This window comes from Variovorax sp. 05T418, assembly GCF_056396385.1.
In genome coordinates, this window is sequence record NZ_JBFTLJ010000005.1 from 337,290 (window position 1) to 351,993 (window position 14,704).

Annotated in this window: 13 protein-coding genes; all 13 read right to left on the minus strand. The window is 63.9% G+C overall.

From position 1 onward, the window contains the following. Window positions 1–539: 539 nt before the first annotated feature. The gene (locus AC1DMS_RS13685) at window positions 540–1,322 is read right to left on the minus strand and encodes an enoyl-CoA hydratase/isomerase family protein (RefSeq protein WP_478181162.1); all 783 of its coding nucleotides are present in this window, start codon (window positions 1,320–1,322) and stop codon (window positions 540–542) included. A 127-nt stretch (window positions 1,323–1,449) separates the two neighbouring features. Further along, window positions 1,450–2,892, minus strand: a complete 1,443-nt coding sequence (locus tag AC1DMS_RS13690) for a carboxylesterase family protein (RefSeq protein ID WP_478181163.1) — start codon at window positions 2,890–2,892, stop codon at window positions 1,450–1,452. Between the two features lie 162 nt (window positions 2,893–3,054). Next, window positions 3,055–4,059, minus strand: a complete 1,005-nt coding sequence (locus AC1DMS_RS13695; RefSeq protein ID WP_478181164.1) for an aldo/keto reductase — start codon at window positions 4,057–4,059, stop codon at window positions 3,055–3,057. A 120-nt stretch (window positions 4,060–4,179) separates the two neighbouring features. After that, window positions 4,180–4,746: a DUF2889 domain-containing protein gene (locus AC1DMS_RS13700; RefSeq protein WP_478181165.1), complete on the minus strand. Its 567-nt coding sequence runs from the start codon at window positions 4,744–4,746 to the stop codon at window positions 4,180–4,182. Window positions 4,747–4,771: 25 nt separating this feature from the next. After that, the gene (locus AC1DMS_RS13705; RefSeq protein WP_478181166.1) at window positions 4,772–5,830 is read right to left on the minus strand and encodes a dipeptidase; all 1,059 of its coding nucleotides are present in this window, start codon (window positions 5,828–5,830) and stop codon (window positions 4,772–4,774) included. 167 nt (window positions 5,831–5,997) lie between these two features. Further along, complete coding sequence (locus AC1DMS_RS13710) at window positions 5,998–6,999, minus strand: Bug family tripartite tricarboxylate transporter substrate binding protein (protein WP_478181167.1); 1,002 nt, start codon at window positions 6,997–6,999, stop codon at window positions 5,998–6,000. A 466-nt stretch (window positions 7,000–7,465) separates the two neighbouring features. Further along, window positions 7,466–8,191 carry a nitroreductase gene (locus AC1DMS_RS13715; RefSeq protein WP_478181168.1) on the minus strand — a complete coding sequence of 242 codons (726 nt, stop codon included), beginning with the start codon at window positions 8,189–8,191 and terminating at the stop codon, window positions 7,466–7,468. Between the two features lie 25 nt (window positions 8,192–8,216). Next, entirely contained in the window at window positions 8,217–9,416 is a 1,200-nt protein-coding gene (locus AC1DMS_RS13720) for a CaiB/BaiF CoA transferase family protein (RefSeq protein ID WP_478181169.1), read from the minus strand. 52 nt (window positions 9,417–9,468) lie between these two features. Next, window positions 9,469–10,260, minus strand: a complete 792-nt coding sequence (locus AC1DMS_RS13725) for an enoyl-CoA hydratase/isomerase family protein (RefSeq protein ID WP_478181170.1) — start codon at window positions 10,258–10,260, stop codon at window positions 9,469–9,471. A 45-nt stretch (window positions 10,261–10,305) separates the two neighbouring features. Next, window positions 10,306–11,445, minus strand: a complete 1,140-nt coding sequence (locus tag AC1DMS_RS13730) for an acyl-CoA dehydrogenase family protein (protein WP_478181171.1) — start codon at window positions 11,443–11,445, stop codon at window positions 10,306–10,308. Next, window positions 11,442–12,530 (minus strand): acyl-CoA dehydrogenase family protein, encoded by a 1,089-nt coding sequence (locus AC1DMS_RS13735; RefSeq protein WP_478181172.1) that lies wholly within the window; start codon window positions 12,528–12,530, stop codon window positions 11,442–11,444. Before AC1DMS_RS13735 ends, AC1DMS_RS13730 begins: the two co-directional genes overlap by 4 nt. Before the next feature lie 31 nt (window positions 12,531–12,561). Then, window positions 12,562–13,476 (minus strand): SDR family NAD(P)-dependent oxidoreductase, encoded by a 915-nt coding sequence (locus AC1DMS_RS13740; RefSeq protein ID WP_478181173.1) that lies wholly within the window; start codon window positions 13,474–13,476, stop codon window positions 12,562–12,564. Window positions 13,477–13,487: 11 nt separating this feature from the next. Beyond that, window positions 13,488–14,666, minus strand: a complete 1,179-nt coding sequence (locus AC1DMS_RS13745; RefSeq protein WP_478181174.1) for a thiolase family protein — start codon at window positions 14,664–14,666, stop codon at window positions 13,488–13,490. Window positions 14,667–14,704: the final 38 nt, after the last annotated feature.

Here is a 14,704-nt window from a genome sequence, read left to right on the forward strand (position 1 = left end):
TTTCTTTCCTTCACCAAGGCTTCGCCGACTGAGTGCGTGACGCGACGTCTCGCCTGATGCTGGAGTCGCGCAGGATTGAGCGAAGTGCCCGCGGCCTCGAGAGCCCGTACAGCAGACGAGTGCTAGTGGCAACCTCAACCAACGCCAATGCCGGAGATGCGGTTGTATGTGGCTTACGGTTTCAGCCTCGTCGATGCGTTAGAGCGGCTGCGGGGTGGTTCGTCGAGGGCAAACGACTGGGACCGGAACGCGGGAGATCACACTCGCGCCGTGATCCACGCGATCCCGGGGCTTCTACCGAAACCGCGCCGGCTTCTTGAGGCGGACATGCGAGCGACGATCAGATCGCGATACTGCGGCGCACCCTGCTGCGCTGGCGGGATCTTGTGGATGGGTGTGCGGCATGCTGACGCTGCGCACTATCGCAGGCGGGCTGCAACTCGGTCTCCGGGAGTCGTGCCGGGCCATGCGACCTGTCAACTGGGCATCCTGTGGTGCCCCGAACTGGCCGCCTGTGCCTTTGACGCCATCAGCTTTGATCAGCGGCCGGTGAAGGCCGCGGGCTTCTTGCCGAAGAAGGCGTCGAGGCCGACGCGGAAATCGTCGGTGGCGGCGCAGGTCTGGAACGCGACGGACTCGGCGTCGAGCTGGCTTGCGAGGTCGCGATCGAGCGAGCCGCGCATCAGCCGGCGCAGGTTACCGAGCGCCACGGTCGGGCCTTTGGCCAGCCTCTGCGCGAGCGCCATCGCTTCGCATTCGAGCTCGGCCGCCGGCACCACGCGGTTGATGAGGCCCATGCGCTCAGCGGCGACGGTGTCATAGGTGTCGCCGAGCATCGCGATCTCCAGCGCGCGGCGCATGCCGACGAGGCGCGGCAGCGCCCACGAGGCGCCGACGTCGCAGCTGGTGCCGATGTTCACGTAGGCAAGGTTGAAGCGCGTGCCTTCGGCCGCGAGCACGAAGTCGGCCTGCAGCATCAGGCTCAGGCCCGCGCCGGCCGCCACGCCGTGCACCTGCGCGACGAGCGGCGCGTCCATGGCGTCGAGCACGGTCAGCGCCTCGTGCAGCGGGCCGATGAGGTCGGCCGCGCCCTGCTTCGGGTCGGCACTCAGCACGCCGAGGTCGCCGCCGGCCATAAAGCCCTTGCCCGCGCCGCTCAGCAGCACGGCGCGCACGCTTCTGTCGGCCGCCAGCTCGCGCGCGGCGGCGAGGAAGGCGTTGGCCATCGGCACGTCGATGGCGTTGAGCGCGGCTGGACGGTTGAAGCGCAACGTGGCCACCGCACCGTCGCGCTCGAGCTGAAGCGGGATATTAGTGGTCACATAGGCCTTTCGAGTTTTACTAAGCGTGGCGCGTGTCGTAGGCTATCGAACTCGGATGCAATGGGTAGAGGCGGGGCGAAAATTTCTCGAGTCGCCCTCTCACATCCGCTCATGCCGCATATGCAGGTCAGGTCCGCTCGATGCCCTTGAATGTGCGCAAGACCTCGGCTGCATGCGCGGAGGGATCGTATGGTGGGTTGCCAACGCCGTGCGCGGTTGGCTCCGTAGTCACGGCGCTCCAAAGCCGGTCATGGTTGCCCGCAGCGAAGTCCAGGAGCGCGTCGCGAACAAAGGTGTCCCGGATAGCTTGCTCGCTGCTTTGTCGTGGGCGTTGCTGGCCGACGATGCCGTACATTTCCGTACCGTGTACCGCGTGCGCTCCTTCGACAGGACCCACGGTCAGCAGGTGGGCGTTGCCGCCTGCGGCGGCGTGGGCGAGTGCCGCGCGTGCGGCTGGTAAGGTGAAAAAGTAGTCGGTGAAGAGCGCCCCGCGCACCTCGACCGGAGTGCGTCCGTTGACGTCGTACGCCGCGACGATGCGCCGGGCACGGCTGCGGGGGATGCGCGACTTCTTGACGAGCTCGTCGACGAGGTTGTCGATGCTGCCCGGGTCGAATTTCTCGGTCGCGTTGATAACCCACCAGTCCGCCTCGTTTGTCGCGGTGCTGAAGAGGATGTCGACGTCGCGGAGACGTCCGGCTTCGAGGACGCGCAGCGGGGTGTCGGCGAGAACGGCCCCGGTTTGAGCATGGTCGTTCACGATGCCGATCGTCGTGTTGTCGATGCCATGTCTATCGCCGATATCGCGCGGGCTGACCTTGATGAGTGTCTCGGCAAGGAGCTTCGCATCCAGAGCGAACAGTTGTTGTGGATCGTCCGCGATGCCGAGTTCAGTCAGAAACGTGATCGCGAGTTCTTCGGCCCACCAAGCCGGAACGATCCGGGATGCACCGCCGGAGAACGCAGCGAGACGACGGTAGAGACCGTCGGCGGCCGGGGCGGCGAGGAGCCCGATCGTGGAATACGCGCCGGCGCTGTGACCGGTGACGGTGACGTTCCGAGGGTCGCCGCCGAACCGGGCGATGTTCTCTCGCACCCATTTGAGCGCGGTGATGATGTCCTGCAGGCCCAGGTTGGTGGCATCCGCGAACACGCCGCCGTACTGAGAAAGCGACAACCACCCGAATGGGCCAAGCCGATAGTTCAGGGATACCCCGATAGCGCGACCGGTTGCGGCGAGGCCAGAGGCATTCGAGGTGGTCTGGGTGTTGGCACCGATCTCGAAGCCGCCGCCGAAGATGTAGACGATCACAGGGAGCGGCTTGTCACCGGCGTCCTTTGGTGCCCAGACGTTGAGATTCAGGCAGTCCTCGCTCAAGCCGTTGTCGGCCTCGAGCCAGCCTGTATCGCCGGCCTGCATCGGGGCAGGCCCCTTCTGGTCGTAGGGCAGGTCCGGGTTGAACGGCAGCGGGATTGGTCGGCGGAAGCGTTCTGCGGTGGCGTAAGGGATGCCCAGCCAGGAGCGAATCGCTTGGGGAGCGGTAGTGGTATCGGTAAAGGTATCGATCATGTGTTCGGTTCTTTAAAACTCATAAAGACTCTGGCCTCGGTGACGCTTCTGCGCCCGGAGATCACCGCGTTGGAGAGGAAGGCATCGTCAGGTCAGCCGAGGACGACGTCATCGAACTGCATAAAGCGCTTTCAGTTCTTGGTTGAATGAAAACGAGCACGATCAAAATGGCGGTGCGTCACCGAGCCGGAATTCCCGCGTAATCGCGTCCAGCTCTTGCGAGACTTGATCGTCGAGCGTTGTATCGACGGCCCGTAGCACTTCAGGCAACTGCGACGCACGGCTCGCCCCGAGGACCATGCAAGTGACGCCAGGTTGTGCAAGTACCCATGCCCCTGCAAGTCGCTCAGGCGCCAGGCCAGCAAGCCGAGCCACATCCATGATGCGGTTCACTGCCTGGAACTCCCTATCGTGCCAGTACCGCTGCCTGTATGCGGCTGCGGTGCTTCCTGCGCCAAAGCGCGTCGACGCATCGGCCTGTGTCTTGCCGCGATACTTGCCCGTCAGCAAGCCACCGGCCAGGGGGTTGTAGCAGAGCGTGGCGAGGTTCTCCGCAACGCACATGGGAAACAGGTCGCGCTCGAACTGCCGAAACAGAAGGTTGTACCGAGGCTGGACGGTGACAGGCTTCACCAACTGCAGTGCCTCGCTCCGTCCAAGTGCGCGCGCTACGCGCCACGCGCCCCAGTTCGAGACGCCTACGTAGCGCGCCCGGCCGGTGCGCACGATGGTGTTAAGTGCCTCGAGCGTTTCGTCGAGCGGTGTAGTGGAATCGTCCCGGTGCAACTGGAACAGGTCTACGTAGTCAGTGCCGAGCCGCGTCAGCGACGCGTCAATGGCGCTCAGGAGGTGCTTTCTGGACGTGCCGGCATCCCACGGCATCGGCCCCATCGGCCCCCCGGCCTTGGTCGTGAGGATGAAACTTTCGCGACGGCCCTTCAGCCATTTGCCGATGATTTGCTCGGTGGTCCCCTTGCGCTCGTCCGACGCATCACTCGGATATCGATTCGCCGTGTCGATGAAATTCACACCCGCATCAGTGGCGGCATCGAGGATCGACACCGACTCGGTTTCGTCGGCACTGGATCCGAAGGTCATCGTGCCAAGGCACAGGCGCGAGACCTGCAGCCCCGTGTTGCCGAGACGGATCAGGTGGCTGTTGCTCATGTGTTCTCCATTGCTGAAAGCAGATCCCGGCTCGCGTGGGCGATCTCGTAGTCGCGAACCAGCCGCGTGAACTCGATCGCTTCACAAGTCATGCACGTACCTCTGAGTTTGATAGAAGGGCTAGATCGACGTCCCTGGCTTCTCGCGCTGCAGGTGTGGCAACAGGCGAACCACGACCTCGCGTTCTGCCGCGAACGCGTAGCAACTGTCCACACGAAATCGGTGCTGCGCGTCCTCTTCAGGATCGTCCGTCGAGACGATTCGTAGCGGCGCGATGCCTTGCAGTACGGTCGTGGCCATGGGGCCTAACAGCTCCACAATGTGCGTGCAGGACGCCACGCCCCCAAGCAGTTCGCGTACGCGCTTGTTCCAGCCCCTCCCGATGCCGAGACCCACAAGCGCCTGCAGCGCAGCTGCAGCCCCCGGGCAGATGTTGAAAGGCGTCGCCGACATCTCTGCATCCGCAGCACGAACCTCGAGTTCAGAGTTAAGCACGAGGCGAACTGTGATGTCGTGCAGGTGGTGCCCTGGCGGAGCGTCCTCCTCGGCCAGCAAGCGACGAAACGCGTGCGTCTTGGTGTCGACCAGACGGCCTTCGACTTCGAACAGGCCGTCACTGCGACGGTAAAAGCGCATGTCTACGTCGCGGTGGTGCAACTCCTCGCGGGTCACAGCATCTGTGCTCATGAAATTCTCCGACCTTTTGAGCGCTTCATCCCACCGCGGCACGGAAGACGCGCATGTAATTTCCACCCGCGAGCTTCCCCGCTTCGTCGGAAGTGAACCCACCGCGCAGCATCGCCGCGATCAGGTTGACCCACTGTGAGTAGTCCTGCAGCACACCAGGGGCAACCTGCTGATCGGTCCCCACGCAGACATGGTCCACGCCGATGACGTCGGCCATTTCCTTCAGTCCCTCGACGTACTTGTCAACGTCAGGAAAGATTGCCCAGATTCCGACGGCGCCCCCGGTTTCTGCAATCGCCCTCGCGTGGTCCGGACTCACGCAACGGGCGGCCAGTCGGGTCGATGCCATCGCTCGGGAACCGGCAAGCGCGGTATGCGACAGCAACAGCGGTTTGGTGGAGACTTTCGCCGCAGTCTTGGTCGTCTGTTCGGTGGCGTGTGCAACATCGACGATCATGCCCAAGCGATGGCAGCCACGGATCACCTCGGCGCCAAATTCGGTCAACCCGTCGTGCGTCGCCGCGCCCATCTGGAAGTCACCGACATCGTTCGGGGTGAAGTGCACAAGCTGAGCGGAGCGGATGCCGCGCTGGTGGGCTTCTTCCAGCCGCTCCAGCTTTCCGTCCATGAAGTCCAAGCCCTCGACGCCCCCAATCAGCGCCGGCTGGCCTGCGGCGTGGGCCGCCGCCAGATCGGCTGCCGTCAATGCGCGCTGCAAGCCGTGGTGCGTCACCATGTCGTCGGCCCAGGCGAGGCGTTCAAGATGGTGCCTATAGAGCTCACCCGGCTCAGGCAAACGGGTTAGGCAAACGACCCCGGCTGCATTCCTGCCAAGAAGGGGTTCATCCGGAATTTCCGACAAGCACACTGCAGCAAGCGACCCGGCCCGCATATCGGCGGCCAGCATGCCGTTAGGCGGTGCAGGAGAGTAGATGCCCTGCGGTCCGCCGTGCGTGTGGACGTCTACGGAGATGGACTTGCGCAGAACCTCCAGTGCCTTCGCGCCGACCTCGGCAACCTGGGCGGCTTCTGTCGAACCCTGTGGTCCGGCATCGCCGCCGAGCATGGCCTGGACCGACGCCATTGGCGTGTTCCAGATCGAATGGCGGCAAGAGGTGCCGACCGCGTGGAAGTGACCGCAGCACATATCTTGTCAGACGATGATCGTCACGCCAGTCCCTGAATCACGGGTGCCGGAGCAGACCGAACGCCGTGGGCTACGGCGCACAAGACCGTCGTGCATATGCATTCTTACTCCGGAACGATCCCCAGCGTCGCGAACGTGCTCTTCCACCCGTTCGCTTCCTCCGCGTACTCCTTGGCGAACTGTGCCGGCGACGACTGGAGCAAGGTGCCTGAGAGGCGAGCCTCCAACGACTTGCGGTACGCTTCGTCCGCATACAAGGTGCTGAAGGCGCGCGCGATGGCGTTGACCGCATCCGCAGGCATGCCCTTGGGCACGAAGATCCCGCCCCATGATACGGGCAGGAAGCCCTTGTAGCCCACTGCTTCTTCGAGCGTAGGTACATCCGGCAGGGCGGCGAGCCGATGGCTGTCGATCACCGCGAGCGCATGCAACTCCTTCGACTCAAGTTGGCCCTTCACCGAGATATGCCCGCTGATGGCCAGTTGCGTGTCGTCGCGCATGAGTGCCATGGTCAGTGGGCCCATGCCTGTGAAGTCGACCGCCGTGTAGCGCAGTCCCATCGGTTTCGCCACAACCGCCATCGCAAGGTTGAAGAACGACGCGCGTCCGGCTCCGGCAAAAAATATTCCTTGCGGCGAGGACTTGCTCAACGCCACCAACTCGGCCATCGTCTTCGCGCGCTGCGCCGTTTTCGCATTGGTGACGAACACAACCGGAGTGTTGAAGACACGGTAGACCGGGATCAGGTCCGTCAGGGGGTCAAAGCGGAGGTTGCGGGTCGTGTACTTCGCCAAGAGCATGCTCGGGCTGGCCATCAAAAGCGTGTGGCCATCGTTTGCAGCCAGCGTGTACTCGGTGCCGATGATGCCCCCCGCACCCGCCTTGTTTTCCACGATGACTGGCTGTTTCCAGATCGCTTCCAGCCTCGGCGCTAGAAGGCGCGTGATCGTGTCGGTCCCGGAGCCAGGGCCGGTGCCCACCACGATCTTCACTGCTCGGGTAGGCCAGGCCGGGGCCTGGGCGAAGGACAAGTGGGGCGACAGGGATGCGGCTGCGGCGCCCAACAGGAAGTTGCGGCGGCTCGACGAAGTGCTGTGGAAGTTCATGGGTTTGTCTCACCTTCGGTTGATCCGTAATTCTTTAAATGACGTGGACTTCGCTTGGGCTAATGGCAGTCAGCCAAGACCGGAGCCAAAGTCGATGAATCGTAGTGTTGGCGCTGCGAATCGAAAGTACGACGTCCATAACGTGGATGTTTTCGCCAAGAAAGTGGCTTCAAACACGGCTGAAAGGGGGGGCACTAAAGCGATCAACGCTCCATCGCTTCCCTCCAAGCCTTGGTGCAACACGGCCGTCGCGACAGCCAGCCCCGGAAGCTGCTGCCCGTCTTATCGAAGCCCCCAGGAGTCACGTGTCCACAATGTGGCGGATTGATATATGCCTCCAAAAGCTGCTTAGCGAGCACGCGCTGGATTTCGTTCGCGTGCTCGAAGGTCCGCATGACCCTCAACTCGCGGTAGACCCGCTCAACGCTCCCTGTCCAAACTGAGGCATTGAATTCAGGAGGGCGGCTCAGATCCATCGGGTGAAACTCTCCACCTCCTCTCGCGGCGTTCTGTAGGTGTTCACGGCTGCAGCCTCATCGGCGTAGCCGAGCGCCATGCCGCACACCAGCATTTCGCCGGCATCCGCGCCGATGAACGGCAGGACGATCTTTGCGCAGTTGTTCCACGCCGCCTGGGGGCAGGTGTGCAGGCCATAGGCGCGCGCCGCCAGCATCAGCGTCTGCAGGAACATGCCGTAGTCGATCAGCGAGCCGCGGCCCATGACGCGGTCGATAGTGAACATGAGGCCGACCGGCGCGTCGAAAAAGCGGTAGTTCCGTTGTCCCTGCTCATGCATCTTGTCCTTGTCGCCTTTTCCGATACCGAGATGACCGTACAACGTCCAGCCGTTGTGACGGCGCCGGTCGATGTAAGGCGAGACCCACTCTGAGGGGTAGTAGCCGTCCACCTCGCCGTACTCGGCGGTCAGGGAGGAATCGGCACGGGTCGCATCGTGCGCAGCACACACTTGTGCGACAAGTGCATCCTGACGATCGCCCTGCAGCACGTACACCTTCCACGGTTGCGTGTTCGTGCTGGACGCCGCGCAACTCGCGATCCGGAGGATGTCCTCGACTTGCTTGCGCGAGACCGGCCTGTCGGGCAAGAACGCGCGGCATGAGAAGCGGCTTTCGATCGCCGCTATCACGCTAGCCGGATCCTGAACGACTGCATCGACCTGGGACTTGGTCATGGGTGTCTCCATGGCGTTGAGCACCTCAGACCGTGCCCGCCTGGCGCAACTCGGCAATCTGCCCGGCCGAGAGCCCTGCCAGTTGGCGTAGGATCTCGTCGGTGTCCGCACCCAGTGCGGGCGCTGGCTTGATCTGCGGAGACGGTGTCCCGCTGAACCGCGGTTGCACCGCCGGCATCTTGAGCTCGCCGATCTGAGGGTGCTCGACGCTGGCGATGGTGCCCCGGGCCTCGTAATGCGGGTCTGCGACGATATCCTTGATCGAGTAGATCAACGAGTATGCGAGGCCCTTCTCTTCAAGGATCCGGCACACCTCCAACACCGGCAGCGACTTGATCCAAGCGGCGACGATGACGTTGAGCTCCTCGACGCAGGCCGTGCGTTTCGCATGGGTCGAATAGCGCTCTTGACCGCCCAGGGCCGGGATGGCTTCGCACAGCCGGCCGAACATGCGGTCGTTGGACACGGTCAGGACGATGTAGCGTCCATCGCAGGTTTCAAAATGGTCGCCCGGGGCTGCGGCGAAGTGAAGGTTGCCCGTGCGCTCGCGTGGCAGTCCCAACCTGTCGTACGCCGTGACCATCACGTCGGTGAAGCGGAACACCGTTTCGTACAACGAGAGATCGATCTGCTGACCTTCGCCGCCACGCATATCCCGGTGGTAGAGCGCGACCATGATTCCGAAAGCGCCAAACAACGCGGTCGAGTAGTCGGCCATCGCCGTGCCCAGCTTGACCGGCGCCCGGTCCGGATAGCCCGTGGCGTTCAGAGTGCCGCCCATCGCCAGGGCGATGCGGTCGTATCCTGCGCGGTTGGCATACGGGCCAGTCTGGCCATAGCCGGAAACGCTCAACATGACGAGCCTTGGGTTCACTTGCTTCAGGTGTTCCCACGAGAGGTTCCACTTGCCCAGAATGCCGGGGCGGAAGTTCTCCACGAGCACATCGGCGTGCTTCAACATCTCCTTCAGAATCCGCTGGCCTTCGGAATGGTGCAGATCGAGCGTCACGGACTTCTTGTTGCGCCCTTCGACGTTCCACCAAAGGCTTTCTCCTCCTACCGACGGCCCGATGTGGCGCAGAGAGTCGCCGCGGCCCGGCTGCTCGATCTTGATCACGTCCGCACCGAGGTCTGCAAGCAAAGTTGCCGCGACGGGGCCAGCAACCATCGTGCCGATGTCGATCACCCGGATGCCGGCCAGCGGCCCTTTGTCTTTCGGTTCCATACTCTGTCTCCTTCAAGTCGTCGATATCAAGTCACCGCACATCGGCGAAGACTCAGTTGCCTGTGAACCGAGGTGGGCGTTTTTCCTTGAAGGCCGCGAGCCCTTCGACCCGGTCCGCAGAGAAGTGGTGCAAGTTGCTCAGGGCGCGCTCATAGCGCAGCCCGATGGACAGCGGCTGATCCAGCGCGTCATTGAGCGCCTGCTTCATGCGGCCCAGCACCAGCGGGCTCTTGGCTGCGAGCTTCCTGGCCAGAACCTCCACGGCACCGATGAAGCCGTCGTCGGCGACGACCAGGTTGACGAGGCCAAAGGCCTTCCATTCACTGGCTGGATGCATGTCGCCCGTGAACATGAGGAGCTTGGCGTTGTTCAGTCCCACCTTGCGCGGCAAACGCGCGGTCGCGCCCGCGCCTGGAAACAGGGCGTAGTTCGAATGGGCATCGCCGATACGGGCGGACTCGGCAGCGATGACGAGGTCGCAGGCAAGAACCAGCTCCAGTCCACCCGCCACTGCGATCCCGTTGATGGCCGCGATCACAGGCTTGGCAGACGCTTCGATCAGTTCGGTCAGGCCGCCGATCGCCTTCACGAACTCGGCACCGCTCTCCGGACGGCTCCGGGCCGGGTCCTTCAGATCGGCGCCGGCGCAGAAGGCTCGGCCTGCGCCCGTCAGAACGATGACGCGGACTTCCGGATCGCCCTGGGCATCTTCGATGGCCCGCGTCAAAGCGGTGACGAGCGCCAGGGTCAGCGAGTTCAACGCCTGTGGTCGATTGAGCTTCAACCACAGCACCGAGTCGCGCTGTTGCTGATCGAGTTCTTCCGTGTTCAGTGCGGTTTCCATGTGTAGCCTTCGAGAATTGGATGTTGGGAGTTGGATCGGATCTGCTCAGCGCAGTCCAAGGGACTTGGCGACGATGCCGCGCAGCACTTCCTTCGTGCCGCCGCGGATCGTGCAGGATGGTGCGTGCAGGATCACGTTGGCCAGCGCGGCGCTGTAGCCGTTGGTGGCGCCAAGCTCAGGCTCGGTCGGCAGAACCAGCCGAAGTGTCTCGGGAATCTCCTGCTCGAAGCAGGAACCGAGGTCCTTGACCAGGGCCGCATGCAGTGGGGCATCCTGCTCGTCGGCGAGCATCGTGGCGATCGATCGCGACATCCGCCGCAGCGTCGAGAGGTGGGCGACCAGACGCCCTATGGTCCGGGCTCCCTCGGCCGACGGTTGCTGCTTGAGCGCGGCGACGAATTCCTCCACCGCGCCCATGTGGGACATGAACCGGTCAGGGCCGCTGCGCTCGAACGTTAGCTCGCTCGTGACCTGTTGCCAGCCGTGGCCCTCGACGCCGATGAGCGCATCGTCAGAGAGGAACACATCCTGGAAGTGGACTTCGTTGAAATCGTGGTCGCCGGCGATGTTGACGATGGGCCGGCAGGTGATGCCAGGCGTCTTCATGTCGACTAGGAATTGGCTCAACCCAGCCTGCCGCACCTCACTTGCGGGCGCCGTGCGGCACAGCAGGATCATGTAGTGCGTGCGGTGCGCGCTCGAGGTCCAGATTTTGGCGCCATTGACTCGCCAACCACCGTCCACCTTGATGGCACGCGTGCGCACCGAGGCGAGGTCCGAGCCTGAGTCCGGCTCGCTCAAACCGATGCAGAAGTAGCACTTGCCAGCGGCAATCCGTGGAATGATTTCCTCGCGCTGGCGCTCGCTGCCGAATCGCAGCAACAACGGCCCACTCTGGCGCTCGGCCACCGCATGCGCAAAGACCGGTGCGCGCACGGCCAGCAGTTCCTCCAGAACGACCAGGCGCTCCATCAGTCCGTAGCCGCCTCCGCCATAGCGCTTGGGAAAGCCCATGCCGATCCAGCCGCGTTCGCCAAGCGCTTTGCTGAACTCGGGATCGAAGCCGCCGAAGGAAGCGGCTCCGTGACGATTACCGTGCCAGCCGTCGACGAAGTCCCGGACTTCGGCACGCAGCGCCTCACCGATGTCGGAATGCCGCGGGCGCGGAAAGGAAAGCTTGTTCATCGTGCGGCTCCTGCCCGTGCTGTTGCGACACGCACTGGCCTGGCCATGGGCACCATGGCGCGCCAGAGAGACTGCCCCGCGTCCCCGGCCAGGATGCGCTCGCCCAACTCGCGAGACCAGAACGCCTCATTGCCGAACTCGTCTCTCCAGGACCAGAGTCGCTTGGTGAATTGGTGCAGTTCGTGTTCTTCGGTGAAGCCGATGGCGCCGAAGGTCTGGTGCGCGATTGCGCAGGCATGGCCTGCTGCCTCACCGGTACGGATCTTCGCGCTGGCGGCGGCAATGCTCTGCGTGAGCGGTTCGCCTACCCCATCGAGCCATTCATCGATCGCTTCGCTGCCGGCTTCGGCGGCTGCACGCGCGGCTGCCGCCTGCGTCGCCAGCAGTGCGATGTTCTGCTGCACCGCCTGGAATTTGCCGATCGGTCGGCCGAACTGCACGCGAAGGTTGGCGTACTCGACGGCCAGACCCAGGGTGCGCTCAATCGCGCCGGCCATGAGGGCACTGCGCAGGATGGCTGCAAGGCAGAGCAACTCACGCGCGTCGAACGGCGCCGGGACCACTGCCTGGGGCACGACCCCTTCGAGCACCAGCGTGTCGCGCGGCTCGCCGGCCAGATTGCAGCCTGAAGTGACAGATACGCCCGCCGCATCACGGGCAACGACGATCAGTTGCGCGCCTGCGCCGGACCCCACGATGAACGCGACATGCGTAGAGGCGTCGCCCCACGGCACACGGCGAAGCATGCCATCGACGCGCTTGCCGTCGCGCCCAACCCCCACCCGGATCTGCTCGGACTGAGCAGATGAGGCAATGGTCGGCGAGCCCGCGCCATCGACGCCGGCGTGGTCCATCAGCCAGTGTCCAACCATCGCTTCCGCCAGCGGAACGGCCGCGGCATGCTCACCCGCAAGCGACAGCAGCCCACAGGCATCTGCCCAGCTCACACCGGCTCCGCCTTTGCTCTCAGCCAGCAAAGCCTTGTCGAATCCGGACTCCTGCAAAACGGCCCACAGGTCCTTGGGCTTGTCTGCGAATATCCGAAGCGCCGCTTCATGCAGCATGTCGCGCGTGTCTTCACTCATCGCTTGTCTCCTGGTGGTTGGCTCTGTCCCGTCACACTGGATCCCAGGTAAAGACGTCGCGCGACTTGTCCAGCGGGAAGAACGAGGGCTTCATCATCGGCAGCGCCACTTCAAGGCAGGTATCGACCGTCCAGCCCTCGCTGCGGTGTGCGGTGCGGATCGGCCGCGGCTGTGAGAACAGGTAGATCTCGTTGCTGCGAACGCCGAAGATCTGCCCGGTCACGCCACTGGCTTCGTCGGTCAGCAGCGCACAGGTGAAGGGCGCGATCTTGGCCACCTCCATGCGCTGGTTGACCAGCGTGCGGGCCAGCCCCTCGGGGGTGTCGGTCGGGATCGAACTCACCATGCGGGTGAATGCGAATGGCGCAATACAGTTGGACCGCACATTGAAGCGCTCCATGTCCAGTGCAATCGATTTCGACAGGCCGACAACGCCCATCTTCGCGGCGGCGTAGTTGGCCTGCGCGACGTTGCCGATCAGCCCCGAGGTCGACGTCATGTGCACGATGGCGCCGGAGTCCTGGCTCTTGAAATGTGGCGCAACAGCACGGGCCATGTTGAAACAGCCCTTCAGGTGCACCTTCACCACCGCGTCGAAGTCTTCCTCCGACATCTTGTGGAAGATTCCATCGCGCAGGTTGCCCGCGTTGTTCACCAGTCCGTCAACGCGTCCGTACAGGTCGAGCGCGTGCTTCACGATCTGTTGCGCCGAATTCCACTCGGCCACGCTGTCGGTGTTCGCACTGGCCTCGCCACCTGCGGCGCGAATCTGTTCGACCGTCTGCTGGGCCGGTCCTGCACTGCCACCTGCGCCGTCCATGGCCACACCCAGGTCGTTCACTACCACGCGTGCACCCTGGCGCGCGGCTTCGAGTGCGATCTCCTTACCCACGCCAGCGCCCGCGCCGGTTACCACGATCACTTTGCCTTGCAGTCGCTGTGTCATTGCAGCCTCCTTCAAGCCGTGAGGATGGACACGACTGCTACCGCGGACTCGTGGCCGACCTGGCCGCCCGAGTTCTGCGCCAGTGCGACCTTGGCGGAATGGCGCTGCCGTGCCCCCGCTTCGCCGCGCAGCTGCTGGACCAGCTCGGCGATCTGAGCCGCACCGGTGGCGCCGATCGGATGGCCCCTGCTGAGCAGGCCGCCGCTCGGGTTGACGGAGATCCGACCGCCGATATCCGTTGCACCGCTGCGCAGCAGCTCGACGCCCTGTCCCTCTGGACAGAATTGCACGACTTCGTAGTTGATGAGCTCGCCGGGCGCCGATGCGTCGTGGACTTCGGCGACGTGGACCTCGTCCGGCCCGATGGACGCTTCTTTGTAGGCGGCCTTCGCGGCGCTGACCGAAGCGCTCGGCTTGGTGGAGTCCGCCATCCCGGACAGCAGGACGGAGCTTGCAACCCATACCGGCCGGCATCCCGTCAGCTGTGCCGCGACGCGGCTCGAGACGAGAACGATCGCGGCCGCACCGTCCCCGATCGATGAGCACATTGGAAGTGTCAGCGGCTCGCTGATCATGCGGGCGGCAAGGACCTCCTCGACCGTCGTCTCCTTGCGGAACTGTGCGTACGGGTTCAGCGCGCCGGCACGCCGGCTTTTGACGGTGATCCGGGCGAAGTCCTCCGGCGTCGTTCCGGTCGCCTTCATGTAGCGCCGCGTGCGTTCCGCGTAGATGTCCATGAAAATGGATCCGCTGCCGGAACCGATGTGTGCCGGCATGACATCTTCCTTGTCCACCGCGCCTCCGAACGCGCCGAACGACACGGCCTTGTCGGGGTGGCTCAGTTTTTCCGCCCCCACAGCCATGGCCACGTCTGACTGGCCGCTGGCGACGGAGTGCCAGGCGAGGTGGAAGGCTGTGCTGCCGGTCGCGCAGGCGTTCTCGACGCTGACCATCGGCTTGCCGAGCAGGCCGGTGTGCCGCAGGGCGGCTTGCGCACGCACCATCTCCTGGCCCGTAATGAGTCCGGCTGCCGCGTTGCCGAAAAAGACGCGGTCGACGCGCTCGGCGCCGATGCCGGCATCAGCCAGGGCGTTGCGAACCGCCTCTTCGGCAGAAGTCCTGACCGAACGGTCCATGAACTTTCCGAACGAGGTCATGCCAATTCCAACGATTGCGACACGGGTGGTCATAGTCTTCCAATCCAAGTGATAAGAGTGTCAAAGCGGGG

Bases quoted from the DNA above. Each gene is read 5' to 3' on its own strand.
- AC1DMS_RS13690 (WP_478181163.1), bottom strand. From the start codon at position 2,892: ATGATCGATACCTTTACCGATACCACTACCGCTCCCCAAGCGATTCGC.
- AC1DMS_RS13695 (WP_478181164.1), bottom strand. From the start codon at position 4,059: ATGAGCAACAGCCACCTGATCCGTCTCGGCAACACGGGGCTGCAGGTC.
- AC1DMS_RS13700 (WP_478181165.1), bottom strand. From the start codon at position 4,746: ATGAGCACAGATGCTGTGACCCGCGAGGAGTTGCACCACCGCGACGTA.
- AC1DMS_RS13705 (WP_478181166.1), bottom strand. From the start codon at position 5,830: ATGGCGTCGGTCCAGGCCATGCTCGGCGGCGATGCCGGACCACAGGGT.
- AC1DMS_RS13710 (WP_478181167.1), bottom strand. From the start codon at position 6,999: ATGAACTTCCACAGCACTTCGTCGAGCCGCCGCAACTTCCTGTTGGGC.
- AC1DMS_RS13715 (WP_478181168.1), bottom strand. From the start codon at position 8,191: ATGACCAAGTCCCAGGTCGATGCAGTCGTTCAGGATCCGGCTAGCGTG.
- AC1DMS_RS13720 (WP_478181169.1), bottom strand. From the start codon at position 9,416: ATGGAACCGAAAGACAAAGGGCCGCTGGCCGGCATCCGGGTGATCGAC.
- AC1DMS_RS13725 (WP_478181170.1), bottom strand. From the start codon at position 10,260: ATGGAAACCGCACTGAACACGGAAGAACTCGATCAGCAACAGCGCGAC.
- AC1DMS_RS13730 (WP_478181171.1), bottom strand. From the start codon at position 11,445: ATGAACAAGCTTTCCTTTCCGCGCCCGCGGCATTCCGACATCGGTGAG.
- AC1DMS_RS13735 (WP_478181172.1), bottom strand. From the start codon at position 12,530: ATGAGTGAAGACACGCGCGACATGCTGCATGAAGCGGCGCTTCGGATA.
- AC1DMS_RS13740 (WP_478181173.1), bottom strand. From the start codon at position 13,476: ATGACACAGCGACTGCAAGGCAAAGTGATCGTGGTAACCGGCGCGGGC.
- AC1DMS_RS13745 (WP_478181174.1), bottom strand. From the start codon at position 14,666: ATGACCACCCGTGTCGCAATCGTTGGAATTGGCATGACCTCGTTCGGA.